The organism is Butyrivibrio sp. INlla18 (genome assembly GCF_900103635.1).
GTDB lineage: Bacteria > Bacillota > Clostridia > Lachnospirales > Lachnospiraceae > Butyrivibrio.
The window spans coordinates 132,987-146,823 of the sequence record NZ_FMXK01000010.1 but is presented as its reverse complement, the minus strand read 5'-3'; the positions used below and the strand labels follow the sequence as shown (position 1 = coordinate 146,823).

At 42.1% G+C, this 13,837-nt stretch carries 23 protein-coding genes and 1 pseudogene; 21 read left to right on the top strand and 3 right to left on the bottom strand.

Features of this window, described 5'->3' with window-relative positions:
- Positions 1-198, bottom strand: a pseudogene (locus tag BLS24_RS15285) (IS1634 family transposase); the annotation flags it as partial.
- 171 nt (positions 199-369) lie between these two features.
- On the opposite strand from BLS24_RS15285, the gene BLS24_RS08895 reads away from it, so the two are divergent.
- Genes BLS24_RS08895 through BLS24_RS08885 form a run of 3 tightly spaced genes read left to right on the top strand, consistent with a single transcriptional unit; the run spans position 370 to position 1,724 of the window.
- On the top strand, positions 370-837 hold the full coding sequence (locus BLS24_RS08895; RefSeq protein ID WP_091758226.1) for a glutathione peroxidase: 468 nt from the start codon (positions 370-372) through the stop codon (positions 835-837).
- Between the two features lie 13 nt (positions 838-850).
- Positions 851-1,168 (top strand): glutaredoxin domain-containing protein, encoded by a 318-nt coding sequence (locus tag BLS24_RS08890; protein WP_091758224.1) that lies wholly within the window; start codon positions 851-853, stop codon positions 1,166-1,168.
- 31 nt (positions 1,169-1,199) lie between these two features.
- Entirely contained in the window at positions 1,200-1,724 is a 525-nt protein-coding gene (locus BLS24_RS08885) for a nitroreductase (protein WP_091758222.1), read from the top strand.
- Positions 1,725-1,818: 94 nt separating this feature from the next.
- Here the strand turns inward: BLS24_RS08885 and BLS24_RS08880 are convergent, their stop codons facing one another.
- Complete coding sequence (locus BLS24_RS08880; RefSeq protein ID WP_091758220.1) at positions 1,819-2,478, bottom strand: Crp/Fnr family transcriptional regulator; 660 nt, start codon at positions 2,476-2,478, stop codon at positions 1,819-1,821.
- 104 nt (positions 2,479-2,582) lie between these two features.
- Here BLS24_RS08880 and BLS24_RS08875 point away from each other — a divergent pair, with 104 nt between their 5' ends.
- The 6 genes from BLS24_RS08875 (at position 2,583) to BLS24_RS08850 (ending at position 7,375) form a co-directional block, all read left to right on the top strand.
- Positions 2,583-3,353: an ATP-binding protein gene (locus tag BLS24_RS08875; RefSeq protein WP_091758218.1), complete on the top strand. Its 771-nt coding sequence runs from the start codon at positions 2,583-2,585 to the stop codon at positions 3,351-3,353.
- A 204-nt stretch (positions 3,354-3,557) separates the two neighbouring features.
- Positions 3,558-3,950, top strand: coding sequence for a flavodoxin family protein (locus tag BLS24_RS08870; protein WP_091758215.1), 393 nt, complete (start codon positions 3,558-3,560; stop codon positions 3,948-3,950).
- A 99-nt stretch (positions 3,951-4,049) separates the two neighbouring features.
- Positions 4,050-4,517, top strand: a complete 468-nt coding sequence (locus BLS24_RS08865) for a glutathione peroxidase (protein ID WP_334292952.1) — start codon at positions 4,050-4,052, stop codon at positions 4,515-4,517.
- A gap of 32 nt (positions 4,518-4,549) precedes the next feature.
- Entirely contained in the window at positions 4,550-5,527 is a 978-nt protein-coding gene (locus tag BLS24_RS08860) for an alpha/beta hydrolase (protein ID WP_091758213.1), read from the top strand.
- Between the two features lie 276 nt (positions 5,528-5,803).
- On the top strand, positions 5,804-6,430 hold the full coding sequence (locus BLS24_RS08855; protein ID WP_091758210.1) for a flavodoxin family protein: 627 nt from the start codon (positions 5,804-5,806) through the stop codon (positions 6,428-6,430).
- A gap of 18 nt (positions 6,431-6,448) precedes the next feature.
- On the top strand, positions 6,449-7,375 hold the full coding sequence (locus tag BLS24_RS08850; RefSeq protein WP_091758208.1) for a ketopantoate reductase family protein: 927 nt from the start codon (positions 6,449-6,451) through the stop codon (positions 7,373-7,375).
- A 5-nt stretch (positions 7,376-7,380) separates the two neighbouring features.
- Here BLS24_RS08850 and BLS24_RS08845 read toward each other — a convergent pair whose 3' ends face one another.
- Positions 7,381-7,779 carry a MerR family transcriptional regulator gene (locus tag BLS24_RS08845; protein WP_091758206.1) on the bottom strand — a complete coding sequence of 133 codons (399 nt, stop codon included), beginning with the start codon at positions 7,777-7,779 and terminating at the stop codon, positions 7,381-7,383.
- A gap of 281 nt (positions 7,780-8,060) precedes the next feature.
- Between BLS24_RS08845 and BLS24_RS15280 the strand changes: the two genes are divergently transcribed.
- The 12 genes from BLS24_RS15280 (at position 8,061) to BLS24_RS08795 (ending at position 13,834) form a co-directional block, all read left to right on the top strand.
- A complete protein-coding gene (locus BLS24_RS15280; RefSeq protein WP_091758204.1) occupies positions 8,061-8,264 on the top strand; it encodes a hypothetical protein in 204 nt (67 codons plus the stop codon).
- Positions 8,248-8,388, top strand: a complete 141-nt coding sequence (locus BLS24_RS15140) for a hypothetical protein (RefSeq protein WP_176764389.1) — start codon at positions 8,248-8,250, stop codon at positions 8,386-8,388. The genes BLS24_RS15280 and BLS24_RS15140 overlap by 17 nt, the downstream gene beginning before the upstream one ends.
- Before the next feature lie 45 nt (positions 8,389-8,433).
- Positions 8,434-8,604, top strand: a complete 171-nt coding sequence (locus BLS24_RS08835) for an SDR family oxidoreductase (protein WP_330388235.1) — start codon at positions 8,434-8,436, stop codon at positions 8,602-8,604.
- Positions 8,582-9,082 carry a GNAT family N-acetyltransferase gene (locus BLS24_RS08830; protein ID WP_091758201.1) on the top strand — a complete coding sequence of 167 codons (501 nt, stop codon included), beginning with the start codon at positions 8,582-8,584 and terminating at the stop codon, positions 9,080-9,082. The genes BLS24_RS08835 and BLS24_RS08830 overlap by 23 nt, the downstream gene beginning before the upstream one ends.
- 9 nt (positions 9,083-9,091) lie before the next feature.
- Positions 9,092-9,496, top strand: coding sequence for an acyl-CoA thioesterase (locus tag BLS24_RS08825; RefSeq protein ID WP_091758199.1), 405 nt, complete (start codon positions 9,092-9,094; stop codon positions 9,494-9,496).
- 16 nt (positions 9,497-9,512) lie between these two features.
- The gene (locus BLS24_RS15480; protein WP_278289821.1) at positions 9,513-9,635 is read left to right on the top strand and encodes a hypothetical protein; all 123 of its coding nucleotides are present in this window, start codon (positions 9,513-9,515) and stop codon (positions 9,633-9,635) included.
- 132 nt (positions 9,636-9,767) lie between these two features.
- Positions 9,768-10,082, top strand: coding sequence for an AzlC family ABC transporter permease (locus BLS24_RS08820; RefSeq protein ID WP_091758197.1), 315 nt, complete (start codon positions 9,768-9,770; stop codon positions 10,080-10,082).
- Positions 10,082-10,390 (top strand): branched-chain amino acid transporter permease, encoded by a 309-nt coding sequence (locus tag BLS24_RS08815; RefSeq protein WP_091758195.1) that lies wholly within the window; start codon positions 10,082-10,084, stop codon positions 10,388-10,390. Before BLS24_RS08820 ends, BLS24_RS08815 begins: the two co-directional genes overlap by 1 nt.
- Positions 10,391-10,447: 57 nt before the next feature.
- Positions 10,448-11,167 (top strand): SDR family NAD(P)-dependent oxidoreductase, encoded by a 720-nt coding sequence (locus tag BLS24_RS08810; RefSeq protein ID WP_091758193.1) that lies wholly within the window; start codon positions 10,448-10,450, stop codon positions 11,165-11,167.
- A gap of 18 nt (positions 11,168-11,185) precedes the next feature.
- Positions 11,186-11,611: a VOC family protein gene (locus tag BLS24_RS08805; RefSeq protein ID WP_091758191.1), complete on the top strand. Its 426-nt coding sequence runs from the start codon at positions 11,186-11,188 to the stop codon at positions 11,609-11,611.
- Between the two features lie 20 nt (positions 11,612-11,631).
- Positions 11,632-12,606 (top strand): Gfo/Idh/MocA family protein, encoded by a 975-nt coding sequence (locus BLS24_RS08800; protein ID WP_091758189.1) that lies wholly within the window; start codon positions 11,632-11,634, stop codon positions 12,604-12,606.
- Between the two features lie 25 nt (positions 12,607-12,631).
- Positions 12,632-13,834, top strand: coding sequence for an endo-1,4-beta-xylanase (locus tag BLS24_RS08795; RefSeq protein ID WP_091758187.1), 1,203 nt, complete (start codon positions 12,632-12,634; stop codon positions 13,832-13,834).
- The last annotated feature ends 3 nt before the right edge of the window (positions 13,835-13,837 follow it).

Genomic DNA, 13,837 nt, shown 5'->3' with positions numbered 1-13,837 from the left:
CTTTTGAGTTTCGGCAGCGACTTCACTGCGACACCAGGCCACAACATCATCGCGAGTTGGACCATGATCTTTTAGCAATTCAGCAAGAGTACCGAGTTTACGAACTGTAGCAGTGGTGCTTTTTCCAGAATTATCGATATAAGATTTGGATATGTAGAATGATTCTGAGTTCTTGGACTTTGAGATTGTAAGTTTCATAATAAGTACCCCCAGCCCTTATTATATCACACATCACTATATATTGCTATATATTAAGAATAAAAATTTGACAAAAAAATACAGGCCAGATGTGGCCTGTAAGGACTTCTGATATAATTTAACTGTCAAACTCCCGGATGCTGATACCATCAAATAAAGGAGATATGAAGAATGAGCGTTTATGATTTTACAGTAAAAGACAATAAAGGCAATGATGTTTCACTTTCGGATTATAAGGGAAAGGTGCTTCTGATCGTTAATACAGCAACCAAGTGTGGCCTTACACCACAGTATGAGGGACTTGAGAATCTTTATGAGAAGTATCATGATCAGGGATTTGAGATTTTGGATTTCCCTTGTAACCAGTTTGCTTTTCAGGCACCTGGCAGTGCAGAGAAGATAGACAACTTCTGCACCCTCAGATATAACACAAAGTTCCCACGTTTTGAGAAAATCAAAGTAAATGGAAGAGATACTGCCCCTCTTTACAAGTACCTCAAGGACCAGAAACCCGGAAGAATACAGTGGAACTTTGCTAAGTTCCTTATAGATAAGGATGGAAATGTTGTTGACAGGTTTGCTCCTTCAGAGAAACCCGAAACATTGGTAAGTAGCATCGAAGCGCAGCTTGGTAGATAAGCAGGAGGGGAATATGTTAAAAGTATATGGAAGTGAGATGTGTCCGGATTGCATAGAGTGTAAGTACAATCTGGACAGAAACAACATAGAATATGACAATATCGACATCACAAAGAGCCTTAAGGGTCTGAAGGAGTTTCTTAAACTTCGCGATAAGGATGAGGTTTTTGACGATGCAAAGGACAATGGATATATTGGGATTCCTGCGCTTGTGACTGATGATGGCAAGCTCACTCTGGATTGGGAAAGCTATTTTACTCAGCAGGGAATCGAGGTTGTTCACCCTGGAGAAGCAGGAGCTGCTTGTGGTATAGACGGCAAGGGATGCTGATGTTGTCAAGATAAAATAGGAGGAAACTATAATGAACGAAGTGATCAAAGTATTGGAAAGCAGAAGAAGCTGCAGAAATTTCAAGCCTGAGATGATAAAAGAGGATGAGCTTAAGACCATCATCGAAGCAGGTACCTATGCTGCGACAGGAATGGGCAAGCAGAGTCCCATTATTATTGCTGTTACAGATAAGAACATGAGAGATACAATTGCTGAAGAGAACAGAAAGATCGGTGGATGGAACGAGGGATTTGATCCATTCTACGGTGCTCCGGTAATCCTTATCGTCCTAGCTGATAGGAATGTGCCTACATATATTTATGATGGTTCTCTCGTTATGGGAAATCTCATGAATGCTGCAGAGAGTCTTGGTGTTGGCAGCATCTGGATCCACAGGGCAAAAGAGGAATTTGACTCCGAGTTTGGAAAGATGATCCTTAAGAAGCTTGGAATCGAAGGTGATTATGAAGGTATCGGACACTGTGCTCTTGGATATGCAGCTGAGCCTACAAAGGAAGCAGCTCCAAGAAAAGAAAATTACGTTTACTGCATCTGATAAGCATTTTGTGCAAATGAGCTGACAAGTCAGAAAAGGAGTTGTTTAATTTACTGTTAAATGGCTCCTTTTTTGATATAGTATAAATTAAAATTTAATCCGCCTTAATAAGCTTGAAATGACTTTTTCTATATTCGATAAGCCCCTCATCTTTCATGTGCGAGAGTTCTTTTGACATGTTGGTCCTTTCGAGGTTAAGGTAATCGGCAAGCTGTTGCCTGTTGAAGGGAATGTCAAATTCCCTTGAACTTGTCTGGAGTGCGATGGCATTGAGATATGACAAAAGGCGTCCACGGCAGCTCTTGGGAGAAGTATGGAAACTGCGTCCAGAGAGGACAAGGTTTTTCTGAGATGAAATAATAAGTATGTTTTTTAGGAGCTTTTCCTTCCAGGGAGAGCTCTTTTTGCTGTCTTCAAGAAGGTTCCTTATATTGCAAAAGAGAATTCGGCAGTCTTCATTTGCTCTGACATCAACCAGAAGGACTTCGCCAAGTAGAGCATAGGTTTCAGCGAAGAACTGATTTTGGCCTACATGGCTTAAGACAGAGCAATTGCCCCAGACGTCATTGCTTTCAATAGTAACACTGCCTGAGAGTACCATGCCTATGCTTGAAGTTCGCTCTCCCGCGCGGAGAATCAGATCGTCTTTTCGATATTTCTTTTCCCTGGCATCCAGTGAAGCAAGGCATGAAGACAGTTCTTTAGCTGTCATTTCCTTGAACAATCTACTCTTTTCTATACCTTCAAGGTTCATAAATTTTTCTCCAAAATGTGGTTTGAACAACATACTTGTCATGAACAGTATATTATACTGACACCATCAGAACAAGAACAAAGGTCAAACAGAGAGGTTTAATGATGGTAAGAAAGATAATAAAAATCGATGAAGGAAAGTGTAACGGCTGCGGTATCTGCGCAAACGCATGTCATGAAGGAGCCATTGATATTGTGAATGGAAAGGCAAAACTGGTAAGAGAGAACTTCTGTGATGGATTTGGGGACTGTCTGCCGGGATGCCCAATGGGAGCAATCTCTTTTGAAGAAAGAGAAGCGCCTGCGTATGACGAAGCAGCAGTAAAGGCAGCACAGGAGAAGAAAGGATTGGTAAAAGATATGCATCAGTGCGAAAACAAGATGATGAAAGAAATGGAACAACACGCTGCAGGGCATGGATGCCCCGGTTCAAGGTTTATGACACTTAAGAGTGGCAATCAGGAAGACACTGATTCCGGACAGGACATGATATCAAGAATGAGCACTCATCCATCAAGACTGATGCAGTGGCCATGCCAGATAAAGCTCCTTCCAACGCAGGCAGACTTTTATAATGGGGCCAAGCTCCTTATTGCAGCTGACTGCACAGCATACGCCTACGCTAACATGCATGAGGAATTTATGAAGGGCAAGGTTACAATGATTGGATGCCCGAAACTTGACGAAGGCGACTATACTGAGAAACTTACGCAGATCATTTCAAACAACGATATTGTCAGCGTGACCATAGTAAGAATGGAGGTTCCATGCTGCGGAGGGCTGCAGAGAGCTGCAGAGAATGCAATAAAGAATAGCGGAAAGTTTCTTCCTTGGCAGGTTGTGACAATCTCCAGAAATGGTGAGATACTTGATTAAATTTCCCAGTAAGCATATATTTCATGGGCTTTTGATATAAGTGAGTTTATACTGAATGTAATGCTCTTTTTGCTGAATTAAGATTAGCCTTCAACTTTTTATAAAGTTGGAGGCTTGATTTTTTGTGGGATGGTATTATAATAAACATTGTACACAATTAAATGTAACAAAATATAAAATAGAAATATAACTAAGGAGGATGTCATGAGCGTAGCAGTAAGGTACTACTCAAGGTCAGGTAACACAAAGAAAGTCGCAGAGTATATTGCGGAAGCAGCAGGAGTAAGTGCTGTTTCAGTGGATTCCAAGGATGCAGCAATTTCTGAGAAGGCAGATGTCCTTTTTATAGGTGGAGCACTCTATGCTTATGGCATTGATGACAACCTGAAGCAGTATTTAAAGACACTGTCTGCAGATATGGTTGGTAGGGCTGTTGTATTTTCAACATCATGGCTGTCAAAACATGCACTGGATCTTATAAAGAATGCACTTTCTGAGAAGGGCATTCCTGTTGAAAGTGATACCCTGTACTTCAAGAGCAAGGCTGTTGATGGAGGCAGGGATGAAGCAGTTAAATTTGCAAAGAAATATATCTGATGATTTTGAACAAGGAGGACTAAAGGAATAATCTACGATTACAAAGTGACTACAGGGACCGGAGAAGAGCTTGATCTTGCTGATTACAAGTGAAAGGTAATTCTTGTTGTTAACACGGCTACAGGCTGCGGATTTACACCTCAGTACAAGCCGATAGAAGAGCTATATGAGAATTACCATGACAAAGGACTTGAGGTTCTGGATATACCATGCAACCAGTTTGGCGGCCAGGCTCCTGGAACTGATGATGAGATCCATGATTTCTGTACCCTTCATTGCAATACAACATTCCCGCAGATGAAAAAGGCAGATGTAAACGGAGAGAATGAACTTCCGCTTTATACATATCTCAAGTCTCAGAAGGGATTTGAAGGCTTTCAGGATCATCAGTACAGAGAAGTACTTGAAAAGATGTTTGCTGAAGCTGACCCTGACTGGGACAAGAAGCCTGATATTAAGTGGAACTTTACCAAGTTTGTAGTAGACCGGGAAGGTAACGTGGTTGCCCGCTTCGAGCCTACAGCTGATGTGGCAGATGTTGAGGCATGCATCAAAGCTCTTCTTTGAGGGCTGATGTACGCACATAGGAGTACAGGTAAATGAGTAAGAAATCAAAACGTAGCACCATAATAAAAAGGATTGTGATAATTGCTGTAGTTGCACTGGTGGCACTAGATCTGTTTGCCGGTAACTACCTGGTCTCTTTTGCTCTTTCGAGGGCATCAGCTTCAGGAGTGGCCGTGGCTCCAACACCGACTACTACAGAGGATACACAGATCACTGTGAACAAAGTGTGGGAGACAATCAGTAAACTCACAGATGAATGGGTGGATTCTGCAAAAAAGACAGTGGTTTCCATTAAGTCAGGTGATGGTCTGGATCTTGTAGGAAACATCTTCAATACAGATTCAAATAGCCATAAATGGCTCATTGCAATCCATGGTTATACAGGAAAGCGCCAGCACATGTACTCCTATGCCAGATACTATGCAGAGAAAGGCTACAATATCCTGACTCCGGACATGCGTTCCCATGGGGACAGTGAAGGAAAACTCATTGGAATGGGCTGGCTTGATAAAGAAGACGTAAAGCTCTGGATATATTATGTCCTCGACCTGGATCCGCAGGCGGAGATCGTACTTCATGGTGTATCCATGGGTGGAGCAACTGTGATGATGACTTCGGGGGAAGACCTTCCTGAGAATGTGAAGGCTATCATTGATGACTGTGGATATACCTCCGTTTGGGACGAGTTCACGGATGAAGCGAGATATCTTTTCCATATATCCCAGTTCCCGATTCTCTATACAGCCAGTGCTATTTCAAAGATTAGAGCGGGGTATTCATTCCAGGAAGCATCTGCTATTGAGCAGGTAAAGAAGACAAATATACCAATTTTCTTTATACATGGATCTGAGGACAATTTTGTGAACACCGATATGGTCTACAGTCTCTATGAAGCATGCCCGACACAGAAGGATATTTATGTTGTGGAAGGGGCAGGCCATGGGCAGTCATTGTATTTGAATCCTAATCTGTATTTTCAGAAAGTATTCAGTTTTATTGATTCTTTGTAAAAGCAATACATACAGGCATCACCTCTTTTTTTGAGGTGGTGTCTTGTTTTAATTCGAATCTTCGAAAATTTCAAAATTGCTTGAGTTGAAGTCGACTTTAAGATATATGATTAGTATTGGATGAGAAGGGAGAGCGCTGAGGCAATAACTGAGCATGGGACTAAAGACCATTTTAAAAAGCTCGGCGAATTGAAGGCAGACTATGTAGCAGAAACAATAATTGACAGATTCGAAACCTGATGATGTATAAGATTTTAAATGAAGAGGAGATTTCAAATGGCAAAGGTATTATTACTCAACGGCAGTCCAAAGGCAGATGGCTGCACAGCTACAGCACTTGATGAGATGGTAAAGATTTTCAAAGAAGAAGGAATAGAGACTGAGGTCATCCATGTTGGAAACAAGGACATCAGAGGATGTGTTTCCTGCGGATACTGTGAGAAGAACGGCAAGTGCGTTGTTAATGATCTTGTGAATGAAGTTGCTGAAAAGTTTGAAATGGCAGACGGTCTTGTTGTGGGAAGCCCTGTTTATTACAGCTCTCCTAATGGAACAATCCTTTCATTTATGGACAGGCTCTTTTACAGCACATCTTTCTCCAAGCAGATGAAGGTAGGTGCTGCTGTCGTGAGCTGCAGAAGAGGCGGAAATACAGCAACTTTTGATGTGCTCAATAAATATTTTACTATAGGCGGAATGCCAGTCGCTTCCAGCACATACTGGAACCAGGTTCATGGTTTTACTGCTGAGGATGTAAAGAAGGATCTTGAAGGGCTGCAGACAATGAGGAATCTTGCAAGGAATATGGCGTTCATGATAAAGGCATTTGCAGATGCGAAGGAGAAGTACGGCCTCCCGGAAGTGGAGAGAAATGCATTTACAAGTTTCCCTGATGGAAAATAATGATTGAAGACAGGCAAAATGGAATTTAAGAAGGTAGTAATAATCGGTGCAGGAGCGGTGGGATGCTATATCCTGTGGGGGTTTTCTCAAAAGGAGAATATAGAGCTTTCTGTAATTGCATCAGGCAAGCGCAAGGAAAGATTTGAGAGAGACGGCTTTTTCATAAATGATGATCTATTCAAGCCGGCTGTGAAGACTCCTTCAGAGGCATGTGGAGCAGATCTTGTTATTGTGGCGGTAAAATATAATGCATTGCAGTCGGCCGTTTCAGATATAAAAGAGATCGTGGATGAGCATACTGTAGTGATGAGTCTTATGAATGGCGTTGACAGTGAGGAGGTGATAGCTTCTGAAATTGGTGAAAGTCATATAGTGCCGTCGCTTATCAAGGTCGCATCAGAAAGAAGAGAAAACAGAGTCTATTTTGATCCGGATTCCACAATAGGAATTGTATACGGAGAAAAAGATGGGAAAAGCACAGAAAGAACCAAGGCTCTGGCCAGACTATTTGAAGGAACCGGACTTCATTACAGAGAAACAGATGTGATTTGGTCAGAAATATGGAGCAAGTTCAGGCTGAATGTGGGTAATAATCAGCCCCAGGCAATGCTCGGAGTTGGAGTAGGTGCGTACAGCGATAGTGAACACGTTGCAGCCATCAGGGAAGGACTTGTAAAAGAACTGGATGCTATTGCAGAAGCGAAGGGAATAGATATATCTAAAGCTGATTCTTCATCCTTCAGAGGATCGAAGGTTTCCAAGAAAGCGAGATATTCAACCCTGCAGGATCTGGATGCCGGGCGACATACAGAAGTCGATATGTTTTCCGGTACTCTTATACGCATGGGAAAGGAACTCGGAATCCCCACGCCCTATAATGAATTTACGTATCATATGATAAAGGCACTTGAAGAAAAGAATGATGGGTCCTTTGATTACGAATGACCATTTTATAAGACATCACTCCATTTGGGGAGAGGTGTCTTATTTTTTACCGCTTCACTGACCAGAGTGTAGAAGCGGATTTTTTTCTGTAGATGCTCAAGACCGGCCTGCAGAGCTTCCATTGATTCAATGGTCTTTGCTTCCTGTGTCTTCATCATTTCCAGGATTTTTTCGGAATTGGACTCCATATCTTTTTCGTAAGTGAAGAAAAGCCTGATCTCGTCCAGGGGAAGCAGAGCTTTTTTGAAACATTCTATAGCATTTAAGCGGTCTATATGTGAATCATCGTAGAATCTTCGCGAGTTTACGTGCTCAACGTTTTCCAATAATCCGATCTTTTCATAATATCGAATGGTTGAAGCGGGCAGATTGAACTGTTTTGACAGATCAGTGATTGTATACATTATAATTCCTCCAATAAAATAATAATCAAAATGAAAAATGTATAAAGCAAGAAAAACCGCTTGAGTTAAAGTTAACTTCAAGATGTATGATATATGATACAGGACAATTAAAGTACGTGCAAGTGGGTTGGCAAACCAGCAAGTACATAAGGGTTAACTTGGAGAAGGAGGTTTTCTATGGCAATAAACTTAAACGACATGCCAAAGTTTGGGTTTGGTCTTAGCCTGGATATTAAGACATCCTGCGAAAATGCAGGTAATAGCTGGAGCCGATGCCCTGGATGATTCCCACAAGTCCAAAGGATTATGCGAAACTTATTGATGAGATCGATAGAGACAGGTTCGCTGTTCATATGGATGTCATAAACATGATCAATTCCATCGACAGATATTTTAATGCAGAAGAGTTTGTGGATGAATGCGCTGAGATCCTGGGCACAAAGATACGCAGCTGCTGTGGGGCGTTCCATGCTGCCTTCACTTGAAACAGGCGGTGTAAGCGGAGTGCGTGACTTCATAAACCATGTAGGAGATGAGCTCAGATACCTGATGAGCTGTACTGGATTTGCAAAAGTATCTGATATAGACGATTCAGTCATTCACTATTAAGCTACATGGTCTGAAAATGAGCATGGGATTGGCAAGGCAATGGCCGTGAGCCTGGCTGGAAAGGTTGAGGATATTGCAGAGATGGTAATGTTCCTGTGCTCCGATAAAGCAGGATTTATCACCGGAGAAAACATCTGTATAGATGGCGGAATGACCAGACTGATGATATATCATGGCGAACATGGTTGGACATATGAAGATAAGGAAAACAACTGAGAAAGATATTGAAAGAGTAATGGATATATACGCTCATGCCCGTAAGTTTATGGCAGAGCACGGAAATCCCAATCAGTGGGGCAAAAGGAACTGGCCTCCTGAGGAGCTAATCAGGGATGATATCGAGAAAGGCTGCAGCTACGTATGTGAGAATGAGAACGGAGAAGTGGTCGGAACATTCTTTTTCAATCAGGGAGAAAACATTGAACCTACTTACCGGACAATAGATGATGGCGAGTGGATAGGAGATAACCGGTACGGAGTTGTTCACAGGATAGCTTCTGATGATTCTGAAAAGGGAATAGGATCCTTTTGTATCAAGTGGGCGTTGGAACAATGTGGACATCTTAGGATAGACACTCATGGGGACAACAAGGTTATGCAGGGGATGCTGGGAAAACTTGGATTTACCCATTGCGGTACGATTTATGTTTATGAGGACAATGATCCAAGACTTGCTTACGAGAGAATAATGTGAGGTTTTGACATGGACTACATTCATACAGTGCAATACTACGAAACAGACAAGATGGGAATCACCCACCATTCCAACTATATCAGATGGATGGAAGAGGCAAGGGTGGATTTCCTTTCTCAGATAGGCTGGGACTATGCCAGACTCGAAGAAATGGGAATCATTTCTCCGGTCTTAAGTGTGACCTGTGATTATAAGAAGACAACGACCTTTTCAGATAAGGTATCAATAGGTGTTTCTGTAAAAGAGTTCAAGGGAGTTAAGTTACACCTTGCCTATGAAATGATGGATAAGGATGGAAATACTGTATGTCTGGGTACATCGTCACACGCTTTTCTTAATACAGAAGGTAAGCCCATAAGGATGAAACAGGAGTATCCGGAATTATTTGATACACTTTCAAAGCTTGTGAAATGAGGAGGAAAACATGGATATGGCAAAGTTTTCATGGACCAGAGGATCTAAGCTCTTTTGCTGCAGAGTTTACAAATTGGCCCTGACAGAGTGCGCATTGAAGGCACATGACCGGCAGAAGCCTGATGAGTATAGGTCATGATCCCTCCGAAAAATAATTTATACAAAAATGATAAAAAAGCAAAAGTGCTTGAGTTAAAGTTAACTTCAAGTTGTATGATTTATAATACAGAACAATTTTGATATATGCAAGTAGAGAAGGCAAATATAAAAGATGGCGGGCAGAGCAGAAACAGTAACTAAAGCGTTTTATAAGTCAGTGCCGGTAATGGCAGGATATATAGTCCTTGGAATCGGTTTTGGAATTCTTCTTCGTGATGCTGGATACGGTGTGGTTTGGGCGCTCATAATGAGTCTTTTTATATACGCGGGTTCAATGCAGTATGTTGGAGTTGGGCTCCTGACAGGGCTTATCTGCACTATGCTGTGCCTGGCATTATTAGGTCCTGAGAAGTTTTTGATACCGGCTATGCTTCTGATAACATTTGTACTTACGTTTATGAGAAAGAAGGAGGAGAGTAACAGATAATGGCGTTGATACTCATTGCTTTAATGGCAGTTACGACCATGACACTGCGTTTCCTTCCTTTTTTGATATTTGGGGAAAATACTCCTAGATACATTACTTATCTTGGGAAGGTACTCCCACAGGCAACTATAGGATTCCTTGTCATATACTGCCTTAAGGATGTGTCTTTTACATCAGGTTCATATGGTATACCGGAGGTGGTAGCAGTAGTTATGGTGGCTGGGATGCAGGCATGGAAAAGAAATACTGTTCTCAGTATTCTTTTGGGTACTGTTGTATATATGTTCCTTATAAGGATAATCATATAGATATGTAGGAGATGTTGTTTCTGGTATATATTTTTTCATGAAAGGTGGGCAGATCATATGGCAGATGTTGTAATGGTAACAGGAACCGGTCGGAGTTATGCACTTGGCTATAATCTTGTACTCCGATACCTTGAGGCTGGAGATATAGTGATAGCTACTGTCAGAAAGCCTTCTTCAGATATAGATTCTCTTAAGGAAAAGTACGGCGAAAGGCTGATAGTTGCAACTATGGATATTCTGGACAGTGAATCTGTAAACAGGGCAGCAAAAGAAGTAGCAGAAAAAGTAGACCATATTGATACGCTGATAAACAATGCAGTCGGAGTTTCACCTGACTGTGACAAGGGGTTTTTTGAAGCAGATCTCGACCTTATCCCTAGAACCATAGACCTCATTGCTGTTGGCACAATGAGGGTGATCAAGGCATTTTATCCGCTTCTGACAAAGGCAGAAGGGACTGCACTGATAATGAACATCTCATCAGAAGCAGGAAGCATTGAGAAGTGCTACAGGACAAACATGATAGATTACGGAATGGGCAAGGCAGCACTTAATATGGCAACAATGAACCTTTTTAACACGTTAAGGGACGAAAAGAAAGTCAATATATTTGCTGTCCATCCAGGGTGGATCAGGACAGATGGAAAAGAGGATAATCCGGCACCTCTTTCTTCTTATGAGGCAGCTGGGATATTAAAAGATCTCTTTGCAGAAAGACGTGAAGACTTTACGGGACATAGATTTATTACAAACGATGGACTTGATTATCCGTTTTAAGAAAGAAAGGAGGACATCATGGTAAATGGGATCAGCCACGCAGCATTTAACGTAAAGGATATGGAAAAGACCATAGCATTTTATGAGGAAACACTTGGATTTAAAAAGGCGTTTGAAATCAATAATCCAGAGAATGACGAGCCATGGATTGTTTACATCTATGGTGGAGGCGGACAGTTCATAGAGCTGTTCTATGGCGCCACAAAAGAAAATCCTTACAGGGATGAAAATATAGGATTCTTTCATATCTGTGTAGCAGTTGATGACATACAGGATGCATGGAAGAGGATTGTTGATACGGGTGCTCCACAGGACGATGCCCCAAAGCAGGGAGCTGATTATAACTGGCAGTGCTGGACTCATGATCCTGACGGTATCAAGATTGAACTGATGCAGTTGAGCAGTGAGAGCCCGCAGATGAAGTTCATTGAAAACCAGAGATAGAGAAAGGAGTGGCAGTGGATATGGCAAAAATAAAATGGGGTGTGCTTGGAACAGCCAATATAGCAAGGTGGTGCACGATTCCCGGTATGAAACTGGCAGAAGATTGTGAACTATATGCTATAGCAGGCAGAAGCCTTGAAAAAGCGGAGAGCTTCAAACAGGACTTTGGCTTTCAGAAGGCATACGGAAGCTATGAAGAATTAATTGCAGATAAGGATGTTCAGGCAGTTTATATCCCACTTCCCAATAACCTGCATCTTAAATGGGTAAAAGAAGCTCTTAGTGCCGGCAAACATGTAATCTGCGAGAAGCCACTTGCGCTTAATGCAGATGAAGCAAAAGAGATGTTTGATACCGCCAAAGAAAATGGCGTTTATCTGATGGAAGCGTATGCTTATCTCCACAGTCCATATGTGGAGAGCCTTAAGAACGACATAGCAGATGGAGTCATTGGGGATGTGGATTATATCGAGACGGCCTTTGTGACCCAGGGGTACAAGGAAGATATTAGACTACACAAGGATCTTGGCGGAGGAGCTATGTATGATCTTGGTTGTTACTGCACAACAATGATCCTGTCCCTTATAGATTCTGAGCCGGAATATGTAAAAGCCAGCGCAGAGTTTACTGATCTTGGAGTTGATGCAATGACATCAGGAATCATCCGTTTCGAGAATAGTGTCAGGGCTGCTTTCAATGTGGGAATGGTCCTGGGCGAAAACACTAACGCAAGATATGACAGGCTCTACATTCATGGTAGTAAAGGCTCTATCAGGTCAGAGGTTGAGTATAACCAGCAGGGAGATGCCGGTTACAGAGTCTATACTGCGGATGGTCTTGTCGAAAGAAAGGTCAGCATCCCGCAGAACTATTCACTTGAAATAGCTCAGATGTGCAGATGCATTAATGGTAACGGGACACCTCATGTAACACCGGAATTTTCGATAAAGAATGCGCAACTTATGGACAGGGTGTTTAAAGAAATAGGATATTGAAAATGTAAAGAAAGGAGCCGGATTTATGGATGTTTCACACAGAAAAGTAAAAAAGCTTATACGACTTACTGATTCGGGGGGAAACCCATTAAGCAATGCTGAAGTAAGAGTGCAGCAGACAAATCACAAGTTCCTCTTTGGCTGCGGAGCTTTTGATTTTATTCCTTATGTGATGAATGGCGATGAAGAGCATAGAGAGATCACTGACAGCTGGCTTGAGATATTCAACTACGGTACGCTTCCTTTTTACTGGGGACAGTATGAAAAGGTAGAGGGTGAGCCGAACAGGGATGCTCTTATGAGGACGGCGCAGTATCTAAAGAGCAAGGGCGTGACTGTAAAAGGACATCCTCTGTGCTGGCACACGGCCTGTGCAGACTGGCTCATGAAATATGATAATGAGACCATTTTGAAGAAACAGCTTGAACGTATAGACCGTGAAGTCAAAGGCTTCAAGGGTGTCATTGATATGTGGGATGTGATCAATGAAGTTGTTATCATGCCCATATTTGATAAATATGATAATGCTATAACCAGGATCTGTAAGGAAAAGGGAAGGGTAGGACTTATAAAAGAGGTCTTTGACAGGGCTCATGCAGACAATCCTGATGCAGTGCTCCTTCTTAATGATTTTAATACTTCCATCAACTACGAAATCCTGATCGATGGCTGCCTGAATGCAGGTGTTCCTATAAGTGCTATCGGTATCCAGTCCCACCAGCATCAGGGATACTGGGGAATAGAAAAGCTTGAAGAAGTTCTCGAACGGTTTTCCCATTTTGGACTGCCTATCCATTTTACGGAGAATACCCTTATTTCAGGAGATATCATGCCTGCACATATCGTAGACCTGAATGACTGGCAGGTTGATGAGTGGCCGTCAACACCTGAAGGAGAATCAAGGCAGGCAAAACAGATAGAGGAAATGTACAGGACATTGTTTGAACATCCTCTTGTGGAAGCCATTACGACCTGGGATTACAGGGATGGAGCTTGGCTCAAGGCTCCGAGCGGTTATATAAGACTGGATAATTCCAAAAAGCCATCCTATGAGATGCTGAAAGACCTCGTGAAGAACGAGTGGTGGACAGATGCCTCAGTTAAAACAGATGAAAATGGATGTATTATGGTAGATGCCTTTAAAGGAGCTTATCGCATCAGCGTCGGTAAATCAGCTGCAGAAGTAGAGTTTACTGATGATACAGAAATGACTGTTACTTTTAACTAAATC

What these genes read in the sequence shown, in the direction of transcription:
- BLS24_RS08885 (WP_091758222.1), top strand. Translation starts at nt 1,200, where the DNA reads ATGAACGAAGTGATCAAAGTATTGGAAAGCAGAAGAAGCTGCAGAAAT.
- BLS24_RS15140 (WP_176764389.1), top strand. Translation starts at nt 8,248, where the DNA reads ATGCTGCCTTCACTTGAAACAGGCGGTGTAAGCGGAGTGCGTGACTTC.
- BLS24_RS08850 (WP_091758208.1), top strand. Translation starts at nt 6,449, where the DNA reads ATGGAATTTAAGAAGGTAGTAATAATCGGTGCAGGAGCGGTGGGATGC.
- BLS24_RS08845 (WP_091758206.1), bottom strand. Translation starts at nt 7,779, where the DNA reads ATGTATACAATCACTGATCTGTCAAAACAGTTCAATCTGCCCGCTTCA.
- BLS24_RS08880 (WP_091758220.1), bottom strand. Translation starts at nt 2,478, where the DNA reads ATGAACCTTGAAGGTATAGAAAAGAGTAGATTGTTCAAGGAAATGACA.
- BLS24_RS08800 (WP_091758189.1), top strand. Translation starts at nt 11,632, where the DNA reads ATGGCAAAAATAAAATGGGGTGTGCTTGGAACAGCCAATATAGCAAGG.
- BLS24_RS15480 (WP_278289821.1), top strand. Translation starts at nt 9,513, where the DNA reads ATGGCAAAGTTTTCATGGACCAGAGGATCTAAGCTCTTTTGCTGCAGA.
- BLS24_RS08810 (WP_091758193.1), top strand. Translation starts at nt 10,448, where the DNA reads ATGGCAGATGTTGTAATGGTAACAGGAACCGGTCGGAGTTATGCACTT.
- BLS24_RS08820 (WP_091758197.1), top strand. Translation starts at nt 9,768, where the DNA reads ATGGCGGGCAGAGCAGAAACAGTAACTAAAGCGTTTTATAAGTCAGTG.
- BLS24_RS08805 (WP_091758191.1), top strand. Translation starts at nt 11,186, where the DNA reads ATGGTAAATGGGATCAGCCACGCAGCATTTAACGTAAAGGATATGGAA.
- BLS24_RS08855 (WP_091758210.1), top strand. Translation starts at nt 5,804, where the DNA reads ATGGCAAAGGTATTATTACTCAACGGCAGTCCAAAGGCAGATGGCTGC.
- BLS24_RS08895 (WP_091758226.1), top strand. Translation starts at nt 370, where the DNA reads ATGAGCGTTTATGATTTTACAGTAAAAGACAATAAAGGCAATGATGTT.
- BLS24_RS08875 (WP_091758218.1), top strand. Translation starts at nt 2,583, where the DNA reads ATGGTAAGAAAGATAATAAAAATCGATGAAGGAAAGTGTAACGGCTGC.
- BLS24_RS15280 (WP_091758204.1), top strand. Translation starts at nt 8,061, where the DNA reads ATGATTCCCACAAGTCCAAAGGATTATGCGAAACTTATTGATGAGATC.
- BLS24_RS08870 (WP_091758215.1), top strand. Translation starts at nt 3,558, where the DNA reads ATGAGCGTAGCAGTAAGGTACTACTCAAGGTCAGGTAACACAAAGAAA.
- BLS24_RS08830 (WP_091758201.1), top strand. Translation starts at nt 8,582, where the DNA reads ATGAAGATAAGGAAAACAACTGAGAAAGATATTGAAAGAGTAATGGAT.
- BLS24_RS08815 (WP_091758195.1), top strand. Translation starts at nt 10,082, where the DNA reads ATGGCGTTGATACTCATTGCTTTAATGGCAGTTACGACCATGACACTG.
- BLS24_RS08890 (WP_091758224.1), top strand. Translation starts at nt 851, where the DNA reads ATGTTAAAAGTATATGGAAGTGAGATGTGTCCGGATTGCATAGAGTGT.
- BLS24_RS08795 (WP_091758187.1), top strand. Translation starts at nt 12,632, where the DNA reads ATGGATGTTTCACACAGAAAAGTAAAAAAGCTTATACGACTTACTGAT.
- BLS24_RS08825 (WP_091758199.1), top strand. Translation starts at nt 9,092, where the DNA reads ATGGACTACATTCATACAGTGCAATACTACGAAACAGACAAGATGGGA.
- BLS24_RS08860 (WP_091758213.1), top strand. Translation starts at nt 4,550, where the DNA reads ATGAGTAAGAAATCAAAACGTAGCACCATAATAAAAAGGATTGTGATA.